19 protein-coding genes and 1 tRNA gene are annotated in these 18,333 nt (G+C 31.9%); 12 read left to right on the plus strand and 8 right to left on the minus strand.

All coding sequences use genetic code 11. The features are described from left to right. Positions 1-10: 10 nt before the first annotated feature. The 3 genes from Q0772_RS05890 to Q0772_RS05900 are packed head-to-tail and all read right to left on the minus strand — an operon-like array spanning position 11 to position 3,133. Positions 11-1,192 carry an efflux RND transporter periplasmic adaptor subunit gene (locus Q0772_RS05890; protein WP_298341369.1) on the minus strand — a complete coding sequence of 394 codons (1,182 nt, stop codon included), beginning with the start codon at positions 1,190-1,192 and terminating at the stop codon, positions 11-13. Between the two features lie 11 nt (positions 1,193-1,203). Beyond that, positions 1,204-2,526 (minus strand): TolC family protein, encoded by a 1,323-nt coding sequence (locus Q0772_RS05895; RefSeq protein WP_298341372.1) that lies wholly within the window; start codon positions 2,524-2,526, stop codon positions 1,204-1,206. Between the two features lies 1 nt (position 2,527). Beyond that, positions 2,528-3,133, minus strand: a complete 606-nt coding sequence (locus Q0772_RS05900; RefSeq protein ID WP_298341374.1) for a TetR/AcrR family transcriptional regulator — start codon at positions 3,131-3,133, stop codon at positions 2,528-2,530. Positions 3,134-3,323: 190 nt separating this feature from the next. On the opposite strand from Q0772_RS05900, the gene Q0772_RS05905 reads away from it, so the two are divergent. Continuing rightward, complete coding sequence (locus Q0772_RS05905) at positions 3,324-4,298, plus strand: polyprenyl synthetase family protein (RefSeq protein ID WP_298341377.1); 975 nt, start codon at positions 3,324-3,326, stop codon at positions 4,296-4,298. Further along, entirely contained in the window at positions 4,298-4,648 is a 351-nt protein-coding gene (locus Q0772_RS05910; RefSeq protein WP_298341380.1) for a hypothetical protein, read from the plus strand. The genes Q0772_RS05905 and Q0772_RS05910 overlap by 1 nt, the downstream gene beginning before the upstream one ends. 49 nt (positions 4,649-4,697) lie before the next feature. Here Q0772_RS05910 and Q0772_RS05915 read toward each other — a convergent pair whose 3' ends face one another. Continuing rightward, a complete protein-coding gene (locus Q0772_RS05915; RefSeq protein ID WP_298341385.1) occupies positions 4,698-5,228 on the minus strand; it encodes an alpha-ketoglutarate decarboxylase in 531 nt (176 codons plus the stop codon). A gap of 157 nt (positions 5,229-5,385) precedes the next feature. Here Q0772_RS05915 and Q0772_RS05920 point away from each other — a divergent pair, with 157 nt between their 5' ends. Both Q0772_RS05920 and odhB read left to right on the plus strand, forming a co-directional pair. Continuing rightward, positions 5,386-8,130: a 2-oxoglutarate dehydrogenase E1 component gene (locus tag Q0772_RS05920; RefSeq protein WP_298341387.1), complete on the plus strand. Its 2,745-nt coding sequence runs from the start codon at positions 5,386-5,388 to the stop codon at positions 8,128-8,130. A gap of 27 nt (positions 8,131-8,157) precedes the next feature. Continuing rightward, a complete protein-coding gene (gene odhB, locus Q0772_RS05925) occupies positions 8,158-9,369 on the plus strand; it encodes a 2-oxoglutarate dehydrogenase complex dihydrolipoyllysine-residue succinyltransferase (protein ID WP_298341390.1) in 1,212 nt (403 codons plus the stop codon). Positions 9,370-9,883: 514 nt separating this feature from the next. Here odhB and Q0772_RS05930 read toward each other — a convergent pair. Both Q0772_RS05930 and Q0772_RS05935 read right to left on the minus strand, forming a co-directional pair. Beyond that, complete coding sequence (locus tag Q0772_RS05930; protein ID WP_298341393.1) at positions 9,884-10,516, minus strand: response regulator transcription factor; 633 nt, start codon at positions 10,514-10,516, stop codon at positions 9,884-9,886. Positions 10,517-10,551: 35 nt separating this feature from the next. Further along, positions 10,552-10,992, minus strand: coding sequence for a retropepsin-like aspartic protease (locus Q0772_RS05935; RefSeq protein WP_298341396.1), 441 nt, complete (start codon positions 10,990-10,992; stop codon positions 10,552-10,554). Between the two features lie 75 nt (positions 10,993-11,067). Between Q0772_RS05935 and Q0772_RS05940 the strand changes: the two genes are divergently transcribed. The 8 genes from Q0772_RS05940 (at position 11,068) to Q0772_RS05975 (ending at position 16,245) form a co-directional block, all read left to right on the plus strand. Beyond that, complete coding sequence (locus Q0772_RS05940) at positions 11,068-11,835, plus strand: TatD family hydrolase (RefSeq protein WP_298341398.1); 768 nt, start codon at positions 11,068-11,070, stop codon at positions 11,833-11,835. Between the two features lie 3 nt (positions 11,836-11,838). Beyond that, positions 11,839-12,870 (plus strand): asparaginase, encoded by a 1,032-nt coding sequence (locus Q0772_RS05945; RefSeq protein ID WP_298341401.1) that lies wholly within the window; start codon positions 11,839-11,841, stop codon positions 12,868-12,870. Between the two features lie 74 nt (positions 12,871-12,944). Further along, a tRNA-Ser gene (locus Q0772_RS05950) sits at positions 12,945-13,032 on the plus strand. Positions 13,033-13,106: 74 nt separating this feature from the next. Further along, on the plus strand, positions 13,107-13,877 hold the full coding sequence (locus tag Q0772_RS05955; protein WP_298341403.1) for a MotA/TolQ/ExbB proton channel family protein: 771 nt from the start codon (positions 13,107-13,109) through the stop codon (positions 13,875-13,877). Positions 13,878-13,898: 21 nt separating this feature from the next. Continuing rightward, positions 13,899-14,330: a hypothetical protein gene (locus Q0772_RS05960; protein WP_298341406.1), complete on the plus strand. Its 432-nt coding sequence runs from the start codon at positions 13,899-13,901 to the stop codon at positions 14,328-14,330. Positions 14,331-14,333: 3 nt separating this feature from the next. Continuing rightward, positions 14,334-14,921 (plus strand): biopolymer transporter ExbD, encoded by a 588-nt coding sequence (locus Q0772_RS05965; RefSeq protein ID WP_298341409.1) that lies wholly within the window; start codon positions 14,334-14,336, stop codon positions 14,919-14,921. Between the two features lie 24 nt (positions 14,922-14,945). Beyond that, positions 14,946-15,422 carry a biopolymer transporter ExbD gene (locus Q0772_RS05970; protein WP_298341411.1) on the plus strand — a complete coding sequence of 159 codons (477 nt, stop codon included), beginning with the start codon at positions 14,946-14,948 and terminating at the stop codon, positions 15,420-15,422. A gap of 130 nt (positions 15,423-15,552) precedes the next feature. Then, positions 15,553-16,245, plus strand: a complete 693-nt coding sequence (locus tag Q0772_RS05975; RefSeq protein WP_298341414.1) for a porin family protein — start codon at positions 15,553-15,555, stop codon at positions 16,243-16,245. Here the strand turns inward: Q0772_RS05975 and Q0772_RS05980 are convergent. Then, positions 16,240-16,848: a hypothetical protein gene (locus Q0772_RS05980; protein WP_298341417.1), complete on the minus strand. Its 609-nt coding sequence runs from the start codon at positions 16,846-16,848 to the stop codon at positions 16,240-16,242. The two genes, Q0772_RS05975 and Q0772_RS05980, sit on opposite strands and share 6 nt — an antisense overlap. After that, positions 16,848-18,308, minus strand: a complete 1,461-nt coding sequence (rpoN, locus tag Q0772_RS05985) for an RNA polymerase factor sigma-54 (protein ID WP_298341420.1) — start codon at positions 18,306-18,308, stop codon at positions 16,848-16,850. Before rpoN ends, Q0772_RS05980 begins: the two co-directional genes overlap by 1 nt. Positions 18,309-18,333 lie beyond the last annotated feature (25 nt).

The following is an 18,333-nucleotide window of genomic DNA, read 5'->3' on the forward strand; positions in this document are numbered from 1 at the left end:
GTTGTAGTATTTAGTCGTTAGAGGTTTCTAAATCCAAAATTTTCACATCTTGACCGTCTTTTACACTTCGTGCACCTTCATCTATAATTTCATCTCCATTTGTAATACCTGAGAGCACTTCAATAGCATCGCCTTGTGTTTTTCCAGTGGTGATGATAGTGCGTTTTACCTTCGCTTTTTCGCCTTGTTTATTTGTAATGGTATAAACATATTGTTGGTCTTCTGCATTCTCAGAAATAATACTCTGAGGAATTAAAATGGCATTTTGATTGGTGTAATCGTTAATCTTAAGTTTTGCCGTAAGATTTGGTTTTATTGCTATATCTTTATTAGGAAGTGCTACTTCAACTTTAAAGGTTCTATTTGCAGGATTTATAAAGTTCCCAGCTTGACGCACTTTTGCATCAACTTCTTTTCCTAAAACTGGAAATTCTACTTTTACTTCTTTGCCTTTAACGATGTCTGAAACGTAACGTTCTGGTACGTCAGTTTCAATATACATATCATCTAGATTTACGATTCTAAATAACATGGATTGTCCAGGAGCAACTACGCTACCTTGTTCTGTTATAACATCATCTATAGATCCAGAAAATGGTGCACGAACAACTGTTTTGCCTACTTGTTGCTGTAATTGTTTGGTAGCTTCTAATTGAGATTCATAAGCTGCTTTTGCTTGTAAATATTGAATTTCACTACCTATTTTTTGTTTCCATAAGCGATCTTGACGCTCGAAAGTTGTTTTAGCCAAATCTGCTTGAATTTTTAATTGTGATAATTGTTGACTTAAACCACCATCATCAATTTTTGCTAAAATTTGACCTTTGCTCACTTTTTGGCCTTCTTTAACATAAACACGAGAAAGCACACCAGAAAACTCAGGATATATAACCAAGTTTTGTTTAGTGGTAACATTACCTTGCAATTCAACAAAGTGATTGAAAACTGTTTTTTTAGCAGGAAACGTTGTTATTAAAGGAATTTTTTCTTGAGGGTCTAAGGTTTTAATAGACTTTTCTAATGCTTTTAATTGCGTAGAAATTTCCTGAACTGAGGCATCTAACTCTGTTTTCTTCTTTCTAATAAGTTCTAAGTCATTTGTGGCAATAATATCTTCAACAGATTTGTTTTTATCACTTCCACAAGATGTTAGAAAAAGTGTTGCTAATACGAGTGAATATATATATTTCATTTTGATTGATTTTAGTTATTAACGGTGTTTAAAACGGTTTCTAATTCAGCTTTTTTATTTATAACATCAAGCATGGCTTGTAAAAATTCTTGTTGAGAACTATAAAGTTGAGTTTGTGCTTGCCTTAAATCGAAACTTGAAGCGATGCCTTCAAAAAACTTGGTTTGATTCTTTTTTTCAATACGTTCAGCAAGGTTTAAATTTTGCTTTTTATTTTCGTAATCTTCTATGGCAAATTTGAAATCACTTTTAGCAGATGCTATTTGAAGTTTTAATTTTTGCTCGGTTTCAGTAAGATCGTCTTTCGCTTTTTCTAAATTAATTTTTGCACGCTGTGTTCTGGCAGATTTTAAACCAGAACCAAATATGGGGATATTTAAATTTAGACCAAATGCAGCTGTACCGACCCAAGTCTGACTGTTATCTAAAAATCTAAATTTTTCATTGTTTCCAATGTATGAACCTGTAACAAATCCACTTAATGTGGGTAAAGCTCTACTTTGTTCTAGTTTTACTAATAACTCTTTAGATACTTTGTTGTTGTTTGCAATTTTATAGTCTATAGTACTTTCAACTTCATTACTGGTATCTAATAAATCGAATTGCATATTAATAACAGTAAGATTTAAAAGGCTATCTGTTAAAGTAGTGCTGCTATCTATATCTAAACCTAAAGTTAAGTTTAGCATTTGGTACGATAAGTCTTTTAAACGTTTTGTGTTATTCATGTTGCTTTTTAAACCAGATAAGGTTATTTGCAGTTGTTCCACACTTTCTTCTTCTTCCAAACCATTTTCGTAAATTGTAGTAATTTCATTTAGGTTCTTTTCAAGAACATCAATATTACGTTGTAGAATTTGTAGACTTTCCTCGGCTAATAATACATTACCATAAGCATTAATAACAGCTTTTCTAATTTCTAAATCGGTTTTTTCTTTAGCGTTTTCAGAGATTTCTAGAAATACTTTTGCAGATTGCAAACCAACTAAATAAGACCCATCAAAAATAAGTTGGCTTAACGTTATTGTAGGCGTTATGTTTTGTTTTGCACCAATATCAACAGCGCCATCACCATCAAAATCTATTCCTGGAAATTGGCGTTCAATATTGTTGATGTAGCTTATAACGCCATCAATTTGCGGTAAACCACTAGCTATGGTTTCCCATTTTTGCTTTTTTGCTGCCTTTATGTCTCGCTCCGCATTTTTTGCGGTCCTATTGTGTTCTAAGGCATAATCGATAGCTTCTTGTAAGGAGAAACTTTGTGTGCTTTCTTGTGAAAACATAATCGCAAAGCATAACAAACTTAAAGCTAATATTAGTTGTTTCTTCATTTTATGATTGATTTGATGTTATAAATTTGTTTAATATTTCAAAACCTTTTTCGGTAACAATAGCTCTTAAATGATATTCTAAATAGCTTTCCATTAAGTAATCCATAGTAAATAGTTCTTGCGGGAAAATAGAGTTGTCTTTTATACCCGTCATACCATTAAAGTACATTCTAGAAATAAAATCGATGTTAATGTTGGCTCTAAATAACTCAGTATCTACCCCTTTTTTCAAACTGTCTTTTACAGAATCGTGCATTTTTTCAAACTGTTTAAGTTTTAGCATTTCGTATATTTTTGGATAATACTTTTTTAACTGAAATTGGGGTGAAGATTTTTCGTTTTTAAGATGATGCATTACAAACATTTTAATATCGTAAAGTTCTTCAATGGGATTGTTAGAACTTTCGCAAATACCGTCAATACCATCACATATCGTTTCAAAAAGCTCAAAAGTAACAGCTTCAACAAGTTTAGTTTTATTTGCAAAGTGCACATAAATGGTTTTTTTAGATATACCCATTTCATGTGCTATATCATCCATTGTAACACTCTTGAAACCAAGTGTAAGGAATAATTCTGCTGCTTTGTGTATAATTTTTTCTCTCATATTTCGGTGCAAATATAACTCAGGAAACTTTAAACACAAAAAAAGTTTCCTGAGTTTTAATAATTATTTAACATATACTTTACTTAATAAACGTTTTGTGATTTACAATTGGGGACATATTTTTTAGATTTTTGTTAATTACTTTTATAATGGCTTTTACATATCGTATTAATTCCATTATTTTTGTTTGATGCTTTCAATACAAGAATATCAAGAAGAGTTTATAGGTTATTTAAATAGCTATCAAACTTTAAAAGAACCTAAAAACCTATACAATCCTATTGATTATATTTTAGGCTTAGGAGGAAAACGTTTACGTCCAGTTTTAACTTTAATGACCACAGATGTTTTTGAAGGTGACCATAAAAAAGCATTAGATGCAGCATTAAGCATTGAAGTATTTCATAATTTTTCACTAGTACACGATGATATAATGGATGACGCACCATTGCGAAGAGGTGAGCAAACTGTCCATGAAAAATGGGATCTTAACACAGGGATTCTTTCTGGTGATGCGATGCTTATAATGGCTTATCAATTGTTTGAAAATTATGAGTCAAATACTTTTAGGGATTTAGCAAAATTATTTAGTAAAACGGCTCTTGAAGTTTGTGAGGGACAGCAATACGATGTTGATTTTGAAACTAGAAATGATGTTACTATACCTGAGTATTTAAAAATGATTGAATATAAAACTGCTGTTTTAGTTGGTGCTGCTATGAAAATGGGGGCTATTGTCGCAGGAGCTTCGAGTGAAGATCAAAATAATATTTATGAATTTGGAAGAAACTTAGGTATTGCTTTTCAATTACAAGATGATTATTTAGATGCTTTTGGTAATCCAAAAACGTTTGGAAAGCAAGTAGGTGGAGACATCATTGAAAACAAAAAAACCTATTTGTACTTGAAAGCTTTAGAGTTTTCCAACGAAAAAGACGGTGCTAGTTTGATTGAGTTGTTTTCTTTTAACCCTGAACATGTAGACTCTAAAGTAGAACTTGCAAAACAATTTTTTAAAACTTCTGGTTCTGCTGATGCTACCAAACAAGCTATTCAAGATTATACTAATAGAGCGTTTTCTGAATTGGAATTGTTAAATATTTCTGAGGACAAAAAAGCTTTACTCAAAGCTTTTGGAACGAACCTGATGAACAGAACAGTATAATGCAATTACCAAAAACTTTTGAAAATTTAATTGAGCAGGCTACTGAGTTAGATTTGTACAAGAAATTAATCTTCCAACTTAATAAAGATTTTTTGCTAGCTAATATCGATTTAGATTTTCATGAAGATGTTTTACCTTCAAGTTTAAAACTCATACTGCATGAAACCGTTTATAAACTCATTCAAGAGAAGTTTGCAGAGTATCTTAATTTACTATACATTATTGATGTTTCAGAAAAACAAGTTAAGGCTCTAGATGGCGAAGACACTTTAAAACTATCAGAAGATGTTAGTTTTTTAATTTTGAAGCGTGAATGGCAGAAGGTGTGGTTTAAACAAAAATATTCATAGGTTTATCTGAAAGAACTGAAATTAGTCAAGTCTTTATTTTATTGTTTAGTTAAAAGAAAAACCTAACAAAAGGTGCCCAAGGGTCTGCATAAATACTTCTTTCATCATCGTATAATACATCATATCTGACACCAAAAGTAACATTGCCACTTCTGTAACCTATACCCATATATAAAGCTGGAATCCAGTAGTTGTCATCCTCAAAATTTGTATTTACATTAAAACGCCTGTTAACATTTAGTTGTTCAAATTCTGTAGAAATTTGCAATTCTCTAACAATATTGTAGAGTCCTATTAAACTACCGCCTAAAATTGTAGATTTATATAGGTTTTTTCGATTATTAAATGTTGCATTTAAGCCAATACCAACGGCAAAATTCTGATCAAATTCATAAATAGCACTTGGTGCAATTGTAGCACTGAAAAATCCGTCGCCAAAATTTAAACCTAGTCCGCCACCGTATCTTACATTTTTCCAGAAATCACTTTTCTGTTCTTGAGCAACGTTTTCTTGAAATGAAAACACAATGATGATGCATATAAAAAGAGTATTATTTAAGGTTTGAGAAAATGGTTTCATTTTTATGAGATTTTGATAAAAAATTAACAATAATTTAGAGAGATTATTTAAAAGCATAATATCAGTTATAAATATAGTTAAAGAAACATCTAATTTTAGTAAAAGTTGTATTTTTGAAAAATATTTTGACTAACCTATTAGGGGATTAAAAGCAATAATGGATAAATTTTCATTTTTAAACGCAGCACACACAGCATATTTTGCTGATTTATACGAGCAATATCTAGAAAACCCAGACGCCGTTGAGCCAAGTTGGAGAGCTTTTTTTCAAGGCTATGATTTTGGAAGTGAAAATTATGGTTTAGATGGAGAGATTATCGAAGGTGTTTCTACTCAAATCCCAGAACACGTTCAAAAAGAGTTTAACGTTGTTAAGTTAATTGATGGCTACAGAATCCGTGGACATTTATTTACAGATACCAACCCTGTAAGAGAACGTAGAACGTATACACCAACTTTAGATATTAGTAATTTTGGACTCTCTGAAAGGGATTTAGATACTGTTTTTAATGCAGGTGATATTCTTGGAGTAGGAGCCAAATCGCTACGAGAAATTATAGCACATTTAGAGCGTATTTATTGTGCATCCATTGGGGTGGAATATATGTATTTACGAAATCCTGAAGTAATTAAGTGGTGGCAAGAACAATTAAATGAGAATGATAATCACCCTAATTATTCGCCAGAAACTAAGAAATACATTTTATCTAAATTAAACCAAGCGGTTCATTTCGAAAATTTTTTGCAAACTAAATATGTTGGGCAAAAACGATTTTCTCTGGAAGGTGGCGAGTCTCTAATTCCAGCAATTAGTAATGTGTTGTTTTATGCTGTTGAAAAGTATGGTGTAAAAGAATGTGTTTTAGGGATGGCCCATAGGGGGCGTTTAAGTACTCTAGTAAATATTTTTAGAAAGCCTTTAAATGAATTGTTTAGTGAATTTGATGGAAAGGATTTTGAAGATGAAAATATTGATGGAGACGTTAAATATCATTTAGGTTTAACACTAGATAAAACATACCAAAACGGTAAAAATATTAAAATGAATCTGGTTCCAAACCCATCACATTTGGAAACAGTTGCTCCAGTTGCTGAGGGCATTACGCGAGCAAAAATAGATAATGATTATGATGGTGATGACTCTAAAATTATTCCAATAATTGTACATGGAGATGCTGCAGTTGCTGGACAAGGTGTTGTTTATGAAGTAGCACAAATGAGTCAGTTAAATGGATATAAAACGGGGGGAACCATTCATATTGTAGTTAACAATCAGATTGGATTTACCACAAATTATCTAGATGCTCGTTCAAGTACATACTGTACTGATGTGGCTAAAGTTACATTGTCTCCTGTAATGCATGTAAATGCAGATGATGCCGAAGCAGTTGTTCATGCTGTTGAAATGGCTTTGGAATATAGAATGCGTTATAAAAAAGATGTGTATATAGACTTGTTAGGTTATAGAAAGTATGGACATAATGAAGGAGATGAACCAAGGTTTACTCAACCCAAACTTTATAAGAATATTTCGAAACATTCGAATCCTTTCAAAATATATTCTGATAAACTGATTTCTGAAAACACTATTGATAAAGTGTATTCGGATAAAATTATAAAAGAATTCAAAGAAACTTTAGAAAGAGAATATTCGAAATCAAAAGAGGCAGAATCTTCAAAGGTTAGGGAATTTATGCAAGAGCGTTGGAAAGGCTTTGAGCGCAAGGGTGTCGATGCTATGCTTAAAACGGAAGATACAACCTATTCTGAAGATAATCTTAAACACATTTCTAAAGTAGTTTCTACAGTGCCTGATGGTGTTAAGTTTTTGCGTAAGGCAGAAAGAATACTTCAAGGACGAGCTAAAATGGTTTTTGAAACTGATACTTTAGATTGGGGTATGGCAGAGACTTTGGCTTATGGAAGTTTAATGGAAGAAGGTTTTAATGTACGTATATCTGGACAGGATGTAGAACGCGGAACATTTAGTCATAGACATGCTATTTTACGTGATGAAATTTCCGAAGAACGTATAAATCTGTTAAATACAAATCCAAATAATAAGGGCGAAATGTCAATTTTCAATTCGTTTTTATCAGAATATGGAGTTTTAGGTTTTGATTATGGTTACGCCATGGCAAATCCAAATACGCTTACTATTTGGGAAGCACAGTTTGGAGATTTTAGTAACGGTGCACAAATTATTTTCGATCAGTATTTATCGGCTGCTGAAGATAAATGGAAGTCTCAAAACGGTATCGTAGTTCTATTACCTCATGGATATGAGGGGCAAGGGTCTGAGCATTCTTCTGCAAGAATGGAACGGTATTTACAACTTTGTGGTAAGGATAATATGATAGTAGCAGATTGTACTACACCAGCCAACTTTTTCCACTTGTTACGCCGTCAAATGAAACGTGATTTCAGGAAACCTTTAGTGGTTTTTACACCTAAAAGTCTATTGCGTCATCCAAAGGCTGTTTCTACAATAAACGACTTAGCAACTGGACAATTCCAAGAAGTTATCGATGATTCTATTAACCCAGAAAAGGTTAAGAAATTAGTATTATGCACAGGTAAATTTTATTATGAACTGTTAGCAGAAAGAGAAGATTTGAATAGAGAAGATGTTGCATTAGTAAGAATTGAGCAACTATTTCCACTTCATCTTGAAAAAATTCAAGAAATAATTGATAGATATCCAAACGTTGAAAATTATGTTTGGGCTCAAGAAGAACCAGAAAATATGGGTGCTTGGAGCTATATGTTACAACGTATGAATTTAGTAAAGCTTGAGGTTTGCTCTAGGGCGTTTAGTTCTGTTCCTGCACCGGGATCGAGTACACGAGATAAAAGAAGACAAAGACGTGTTATTGACGCTGTTTTTAACACCAAAAATTAAAATTAAGATACATTAAAATTATAGACAATGATTTTAGAAATGAAAGTGCCTTCACCAGGTGAATCAATCACAGAAGTTGAAATAGCAGAATGGTTGGTTGAAAATGGGGATTATGTAGAAAAAGATCAAGCTATTGCTGAGGTTGATAGTGATAAAGCAACCCTTGAATTACCTGCTGAAGCTAGTGGAATTATAACGCTTAAAGCTGAGGAAGGAGATGCAGTAGATGTTGGAGCAGTAGTGTGTTTGATTGATACAAGTGCTGAAAAACCTGAAGGGGGTGAAGCACCAGAGCAAGAGAAAAAAGCAGAGGTTTCTAAGACTGAAGCTTCAAAACCGGTGTCTTCTGAAACTAAAACTTATGCTACAGGTACTGCAAGTCCTGCTGCAAAAAAGATTTTATCTGAAAAAGGAATGGATGCTAGCACTGTTTCTGGAACAGGTAAAGATGGTCGAGTTACTAAAGACGACGCTATAAAAGCTGTGCCATCTATGGGAACACCTACAGGAGGAAACAGAGGGACTTCAAGAAGTAAAATGTCAATGTTACGTCGTAAAGTGGCAGAAAGACTAGTTGAAGCGAAAAATACAACGGCTATGTTAACTACTTTCAATGAAGTAGATATGTCTCCAATCTTTGCTTTACGTACTGAATACAAAGAAACATTTAAAGCAAAGCATGGTGTTAGTTTAGGGTTTATGAGTTTCTTTACATTAGCTGTTGTAAGAGCATTAAAAATGTATCCAGCTGTTAATTCTATGATAGATGGTAAAGAAATGCTTTCTTATGATTTTTGTGATATTAGTATTGCTGTTTCTGGACCAAAAGGACTTATGGTACCAGTAATTAGAAATGCAGAAAATTTAAGCTTTAGAGGTGTGGAGTCTGAAGTTAAGCGTTTAGCAATTAGGGCTAGAGAAGGAGAAATAACAGTTGATGAAATGACAGGAGGAACTTTCACAATTACAAATGGAGGCGTTTTTGGAAGTATGTTGTCTACACCAATAATAAACCCGCCTCAAAGTGGGATTTTGGGGATGCATAATATCGTTGAACGTCCTGTTGCAATTAATGGGAAGGTTGAAATAAGGCCAATAATGTACGTAGCTTTATCTTATGACCATAGAATTATTGATGGTAAAGAAAGTGTTGGGTTTTTGGTAGCAGTTAAAGAAGCTCTTGAAAATCCAGTGGAGTTATTAATGGATAATGATGTTAAAAAGGCATTAGAATTGTAGTGTAATCTATAAGTATCAAACTAAAAAAGGTGTTACATTTTTATGTAACACCTTTTTTAGTTCCAGTTTTGAGGCACTCTAGACTAACTAAATAAAACACATAACAATATTTACTGCGATAACGATAACAACTAAAATTGACAATCCTATAATAAAGTATTTATTTAGAGTGTTGTTCTCTTTTTCCATTTCGGCTTTAAGCATGATTTTTGTTTTAAAAAATTTGTTTAAAAACTCTGCACCATTACAGTGCAGAGTATCTAAAAAATTCTCTCTCAAAAGAATTAATTAATAGCACTGTAAAAATAAGATGCATTAATTAAAAAAAAAATACGCACTTGTACGTATTTTTATAATTGTTAGTAAGAGAGATGAATCTATAAAAAACGAAAACTCTAAATCATTACAATTTAGAGTTTTCTATAATTCTCCCTAAGAACTAATTAATAGCACTGTAAAGATAGAATATATAAATGATACAATAAATACGTACATCTACGTATTTTATACGCAACTACAAAAAGTCTTTGTTTAAGTTGGCCCAAATAGAAAGAGATGTGGGTTTGTTGTCAAGCTCTAGCTTATGCACAATATTACTTCTATGTTTATCTACTGTTCTAACAGAAATTGATAATTCATCTGCAATATCTTGACTCGTTTTACTCTCAGAGATAAGTTTTATAATTCTCAATTCAGATTTTGTAAGCATATCCAAAGCATCAGGCTTTTTATCAATAGTGCTTGCATTTAAATAAGATGCTATTTCTTCACTAAAATAAGGTTTACCATTTACGACCTGACTAATGCAAGTCTCAATCTCTTCAATAGCAAATTCTTTTAAAATGTAACCGTAAACATCAAATTCTTGGGCTTTATCGTAAAGTTCTTCTTCTTTGTCAAAAGTAATAAGGATAACCTTTGTTGGTAAGTCATTTTTTTTGCAGGCCTCAGCAATTTCCAATCCAGTTTTATAAGGCATTCTTATGTCAAGAATAGCAATTTCTGGTTTTAATTTAACAATCAAATTATAAGCAGCCTTACCATCTTCTGCACTACCAATTATATTGTATCCTTTTGAGGTTAAAAAATCAGTTAGTCCACGTAACATAAGTGGGTGGTCATCAGCTATAACAATAGATGTATTCATTTAATTTAGGAGAGAGATAGGGTTTACTATTAATTTTATAACTTTAAATATAGATATTTCTTTTCATAATCTATAATGGCTTTTCCTTTTTTTAAAATGTCTGCGCCTATAATCCCATCAACAGGTTTGGAGTTATGATTAACAAGCGCGGTATTAACATGGGTAAGATTAAATAAAACTAAAACAATTTTGTTGTTAGACCATTTACCTATTTTAACTTTATTTTTTTTTGCTGTTTTAGTATCCATATTTGTAGCGCCAGCGCCAGCAGCCTTAATCAAAGAATCTTCTGCATTAAGTTTAAACGTTTCTATACCTTCAAAACCAACGCAAGAACTTGATGCTCCAGTATCCAAAATGAAATTACCTCTTACACCATTAATGGTGGCTTTAATTTCAAAATGATTCGTTTTGGTAAACTTTAATTTTATTTTAGTGTATCCTTTCTTATCAAGAAATTCTTTCAACGTTTCCATCTTAATAGATTTTAAACAAATATAGTCCTATAAAACAATTATTTTTACAGAATAGTATAACCAAAACCTTTCACTTTGATAATTACGGATACACATACTCATTTATACAGCGAAGCATTTGATAAAGATAGAGATGAAATGATTGCAAGAGCTATGGAACAGGGTGTTTCAAGATTTTTTGTTCCAGCCATAGATTCTACATATACCAATGCCATGTTTAAGCTTGAAGAAGATTATCCAGAATCTATTTTCTTGATGATGGGTTTGCATCCAACACATGTAAAAGATGATTATGAAGAAGAATTAAAGCATGTTGAAAATATGCTGGAAGAACGAAAATTTTATGCTGTTGGTGAAATAGGTATTGATTTATATTGGGATAAATCTACTTTAGAGATCCAAATTAAGGCTTTTAGGCATCAAATAAAGTTAGCAAAGCTATATAATTTACCAATTGTAATTCATTGTAGAGAAGCATTTGATGAGATTTTTGAAGTCTTAGAAACCGAAAATGATGATAACTTGTTTGGAATATTTCATTGTTTTACAGGATCTTTAGAACAAGCATACCAAGCGATGTCCTATAATATGAAATTAGGTATAGGTGGTGTAGCAACATTTAAAAACGGAAAGATTGACGCCTTTTTAAATAAAATTGATTTAAAACATATTGTCTTAGAAACCGACTCGCCATATCTATCTCCAGTACCATACAGAGGTAAAAGAAATGAGAGTGCTTATTTAGTAAACGTTCTTGAAAAGCTTTCTGAGATATATAATGTATCTAAAGAAACGATAGCAAAAATAACAACACAGAATTCTAAAGATATTTTTAAAATCTAAAGTATGGGAAAATCTAAAACTAGAATAATACTCATATATACTGGTGGAACTATTGGTATGGTAAAAGACTTTAAAACGAATTCTTTAAAAGCATTTAATTTTAAAAATCTTTTAGATAGAATCCCAGAACTACAACTCTTAGAATGTGATATTCATACAGTTTCTTTAAAGAAACCAATAGATTCTAGTAATATGAATCCGAGTTATTGGCTTCAAATTGCAGAAATTATTGAATCTAATTATCAAAAATTTGATGGCTTTGTTGTATTACACGGAAGCGATACGATGAGTTACACAGCCTCGGCTTTAAGTTTTATGCTTGATAACTTAGCTAAACCTGTAGTTTTTACAGGGTCGCAATTACCAATAGGAGATTTACGAACCGATGCAAAGGAAAATTTAATTACTTCAATTCAAGTGGCATCAATGCAAGATAAAGGGAAGCCTGTTGTTAAAGAAGTTTGTCTTTATTTTGAATATAAATTGTACCGAGGAAACCGAACAACTAAATTAAATGCTGAAAATTTTCAAGCATTTGCTTCTTTAAACTATCCTGATTTAGCAGAGTCTGGAGTTCATTTAAAAGTGAACCATGAGTATTTATTTAAACCAAACCTTAGAAAGAAATTCAAAGTAAATAAAGTTTTAAATGAAAACATTGCTGTAGTCAAATTGTATCCAGGAATTACAGAGTCTGTTTTAAAAAGTATTTTTGAAACCTCTAATTTGAAGGCAGTGATAATTGAAACTTATGGAGCTGGGAATTGCACTACTGAATCATGGTTTATTGATATTTTAAAAAAATATATTTTTAAAGGAGTACATATTATAAATATCACACAATGTGCTGGTGGAAGTGTTATGATGGGACATTATGAAACTAGTAGTTTGTTAAAAAAAATAGGTGTTATCTCAGGTAAGGATATAACAACCGAAGCAGCAGTTGGCAAATTGATGTTTTTATTAGGACAAAATATTCCTGCTAAAACCTTCAAAACCATATATGAAAAACCCTTGCGAGGAGAAATGAATTAAAATTAACTCTTAAAATTTTAGCCTTCAAAGTTTTTTTTGTTATTTGAACCCCTGTAATTAATAAAATTAAATACAGAGAGGTGGCCGAGTGGCTTAAGGCGCATGCTTGGAAAGCGTGTATGCGTTAATAGCGTATCGAGGGTTCGAATCCCTTCCTCTCTGCTGTTATTTTTTATTTTTAATTGCTTTTTTTTTATATCTTTAACACTTTAACTAATAAAATTAAGATCGAGAACATGAAAAGATTATTTTCTATCCTTGCCATAACAGTAATGGTGGCATTCGGAACAGCTAATGCAACTACAATTGCTAACACTAGTACAGCCGTAACAACAGTTACAACAATGACTCAAGATGATGCAGCTCCTGCTGAAGAACTTGGATTTCATCAAGAATTAAAAAAGCGTTTTATTGAAGGAGGTCCTGGCTTCATGGGTATAGTATTATTATGTTTAATTCTAGGTTTAGCAATAGCTATTGAAAGAATTATCTTTTTAAATTTATCTACTACAAACACAAAAAAATTAACTCAAGATGTAGAAGACGCATTGTCTTCTGGAGGTGTTGAAGCTGCTAAAGAAGTTTGTAGAAATACTAAAGGTCCTATCGCATCTATTTATTACCAAGGATTAGATAGAGCGGATGAGAGTGTTGAAGCTGCTGAAAAAGCTGTTGTAGCATACGGTGGTGTACAAATGGGACAGTTAGAGAAAAACGTATCATGGATTTCTTTATTTATCGCTTTAGCACCAATGCTTGGTTTCATGGGTACGGTAATCGGTATGATTCAAGCCTTTGATAAGATTGAGGCAGCTGGAGATATGCAACCATCACTTGTTGCTGGAGGTATTAAAGTAGCACTTTTAACTACGGTATTTGGTCTTGTAGTAGCTATTATACTTCAAATTTTTTATAATTACATTATTGCTAAAATTGATAGCATAGTTAACAACATGGAAGATGCTTCTATAACGTTAATGGATCTATTAATTAGACACAAAAAGTAATAATTTAAAAAATAAAAAATTATGGGTTTACATAAAATTTTAAAAATTGTAGCTTTTGCTTTAGCTATTATTGGTGCGATTTTTGCGCTAATGATTATGGCTGGAGATGAAGATACAGCTCAGAATATGAGTAGTTATATGCTATTTATAGCCTATGTAGTTTTAGGTATAGTATTGTTGTTAGTTGTTTTGTTTGTTATCAAAGGCTTATTTGCTGGTGATATTAAAAAGACATTAATGACAGTTGGTGCGTTTGCAGCAGTAATCATTATATCTTATGTTATTTCGTCTGGAACAGATTTAGATTTGAAACCTTTTACAGATAAAGGAGCTGATGTCACTACCGCAACTTCTAAAAATGTAGGAGCTGGTTTATATGCTTTTTATATACTAGCAGCAGTAGCAATTGGCTCAATGTTATATGGAGGAGCTAAAAAAATGTTTAATAAATAAATTATGGCAAAAAGAGCAGCACCAGAAGTAAATGCAGGCTCAATGGCCGATATTGCTTTCTTATTATTAATATTCTTTCTTGTAACTACTACTATTGAAGTAGATTCTGGAATTAATAGAAAACTTCCTCCTATGGAAGAATCTGAAGAGGATGTCATCATCAAACAGAAAAATATTTTTACTGTTTTGTTAAATGGTAAAGATCAATTACTTGTTGAAGATGAACTTATGGAACTTAAGGATTTAAGAGCAGCAGCCAAAGAGTTTTTAGATAATGGTGGGGATAAATCTTGTGATTATTGCAAGGGGAAAAAAGACCCAGCTTCATCAGATAATCCTGATAAAGCCATTATTTCATTGAAGAACGAACGTGAAACATCTTATAAACAATATATCGCAGTACAGAACGAATTAGTTGCTGCATACAACGATTTAAGAGATGCTAGAGCATTATCCCTTTACGGTAAACCATTTACCGAGATGGAGGCAAATTACAAAGATGTTAATTGGCCTGGGAATAAAGACGCGCTTAAGAAGAAAATCGATCAGATAAAGATAGATTATCCTCAAAAGCTTTCAGAAGTACAATAGATTAAAATTTAACATTTATTAAATATGTCTAAATTTAAAAAGAAAAAAGGTGGTGAAATACCTGCTGTAAATACTGCTGCATTGCCAGATATCGTATTCATGTTATTATTCTTTTTTATGGTGGCCACAGTAATGAGGCAAAATACTTTGAAAATTGAAAATAACTTGCCTTTTGCGGATCAAGTTGAAAAACTTGACAAGAAAGATTTGGTAATGTATATTTATGCTGGTAAACCAAGTCAAAATTACAAGCAGTTTGGTTCTGTAGCTAGAATTCAACTTAATGATGATTTTGCCAGTGTGAAAGATATAGCATCTTTCATTGCGCAAGAACGTGCCTCCAAGCGTGAAGAATTGGTTCCATTTCTTACTACAGCCTTAAAGGTTGATAGTGATGCAAATATGGGATTAATAGGAGATATTAAGCAAGAACTACGTAAGGTTAATGCACTTAAGATAAATTACACAACTAAGAAGGGTAGTGTGTTTACAGGACAATAACTTTACTTTCTTAATTTTATATAAAGGCGTTTTGAAATTTCAAAACGCCTTTTACTTTTTAGCGAAGTTCACAATTTTAATTTATTATTGTGGTTTTATAATATTTATACTTTAATTAATATCAGTTTTGATGAGACATCTATTTTTTGTTTTGTTCTGCTTATCTAGTATTATGCATGGTATTGCTCAAGAAGAAACCAGTAAAGAAGTTGATTCACTTTATAAAGAAGATCAGCTTTATGCCGGTATAACTTATAATTTATTGGGCAAGAGAGGTGATAATATAGATCAGAGTGGTTTTTCATTAGGGTTTCATTTAGGGTTTATTAAAGATATGCCTATAAATAAAAATAGAAATTTAGCTATTGGTATAGGACTTGGTTATTCTGCAAATTCTTATAATCAAGATTTATTTATTAACCAGAATGACACAGGTGATTTTCTTTATACTATTTTAGAGGACAGTGAAACCTATTCTAAAAATAAATTTTCTACACATTTGATAGAAATACCTTTAGAGTTTAGATGGAGAACATCTACACCATCGGAGTATAATTTTTGGCGTATTTATGCTGGAATTAAATTGGGTTATACATTAATTAATACTTCTAAATACGAAGGTGATTTAGGGCGTATCAAGTTCACGAGCAATAATGATTTTAATAGGTTTCAGTATGGACTTACTTTAAGTGCTGGATATAACACTTGGAATGTGCATGTGTATTATGGATTGAATCCAATATTAAAAGAAGATGCGGAAATAGATGGACAGCATTTGGATTTTAATGCGGTTAAAATAGGACTCATGTTCTATGTTCTATAACAACCAATAGTTTACTAAAATTAATTGTGGAATTAAACCTATAAAAACACCCATGATTAATTCTTTATAGGTGTGGGCTTTTAAATGTAGTCTTGATGTTGCAATAGCTCCTATTATTATCGACATTAATGCAAGTGTTCCATTAATATTTATGCTAAAATGAATACTTATAGCTATAAAAAACATAAATAAACCAGAGATCCCTATCATATGGATACTTGCTTTAAATTTCATTATTGCTAGCAGCAAACAAGCCATGTTAGATAGTAATACCCCTACAAAGAAAAAATAAAGTTCTATAGCTTGCGAAGGCGTTAAAATTCGTTGTAAAACAATTAGAATAATAATACCATTGAGGATTAGAGGGTAAATACGCTCTTTGGTTGTATCAAGATTTAGAGTGCTAACTAAGCCAAGGGTTTTTAGAAGAAAATATAATAAAATTGGTAGAATTATAGTTAATATAAAAAGTGAAACTACTTTTGCTTGAATAACTTCTATTGGAAAATAACGTGGAGATTTTGCAAAATAAAAAACAACTCCTAGTAACGGCATTATTAATGGATGAAAAATATATGAGATACTCTTTAGTAGTTTATCCATTATATTTTCTTACGTAAACGTGCCACAGGAATGTCTAGTTGCTCTCTATATTTAGCTACTGTACGTCGTGCAATAGGATAACCTTTTTCTTTTAATATAGCAGCTAAATTCTCGTCTGTTAAAGGTTTTTTCTTATTCTCTTCTTCAACTACACTTTCTAGGATTTTCTTTATTTCTCTGGTAGAAACGTCTTCTCCTTGATCATTTTTCATAGATTCAGAAAAGAACTCTTTTATTAATTTAGTACCATAGGGTGTATCTACATATTTACTATTGGCAACCCTTGAAACGGTAGAAACATCCATATTGATTTCATCGGCAATATCCTTAAGAATCATGGGTTTTAAATTACGTTCATCTCCAGTCAAAAAATATTCTTTTTGATAATGCATGATGGCGCTCATAGTTACAAATAAAGTTTGTTGACGCTGTTTAATAGCTTCAATGAACCATTTAGCAGCATCTAGCTTTTGTTTGATGAATAATACGGCATCCTTTTGCGATTTAGATTTGTCTTTAGAATCCTTATAACCTTTAAGCATGTTGTTGTATTCTCTAGATACATGTAACTCAGGAGCATTTCTTCCGTTTAGGGTTAACTCCAATTCACCATCAACAATTTTAATTGCAAAGTCTGGTACTACATGCTCCACAATTCGGTTATTTCCAGCATAAGAGCCACCAGGTTTTGGATTTAGGTGCTCTATTTCAGATATGGCATCTTTTAATTGAATTTCAGAAATATCAAATTTTTGAAGTAACTTTTTGTAATGCTTTTTTGTAAATTGATCAAAAGCATTATCAATAATATTAATTGCTAATTCTGTATCTACTGTTTTTTCTTTTCGGTGCAGTTGAATACTTAAACATTCTTGTAGATTTCTTGCACCTACACCAGCAGGATCTAATTGGTGTACAATTTTTAGAACTTTTTCTATGTTTTCTTCAGTTGTGTAGACGTTTTGAGTGAACGCCAAATCATCCATGATATCACTTAAATCACGTCTTATATAACCACTTTCATCAACGCTTCCAACCAAGAACTCAGCAATATCACGTTCTTCATCAGAAAGCCTGTAAGTGTTCAATTGATTTTTTAAATGTTGTGTAAACGAAGTTCCAGCTGCATAAGGCATTGTTTTTTCGTCATCATCGCTACTATAGTTATTGGCCTGAGTTCTATAGTCTGGAATTTCATCGTCACTTAAATACTCATCAACATTGATGTCTTCTGCATTTATAGATTCGTTATCATCAAAATCATCTGTTGTATTGTCAAAATCAGAATCCAAGTCATCTTTACTCTCTTCTTTTCCTCCTTCTAGGGCTGGATTCTCTTCTAATTCTTGCTTTAAACGTTGCTCAAAAGCTTGTGTGGGCAGCTGTATCAATTTCATTAATTGAATTTGCTGCGGCGATAGCTTTTGTGATAATTTAAACTGTAAATGTTGTTTAAGCATGTGGTTTATTCAGGTTGTTACTCAA

It is taken from the genome of uncultured Algibacter sp. (genome assembly GCF_947490405.1).
Lineage (GTDB): Bacteria > Bacteroidota > Bacteroidia > Flavobacteriales > Flavobacteriaceae > Algibacter_B.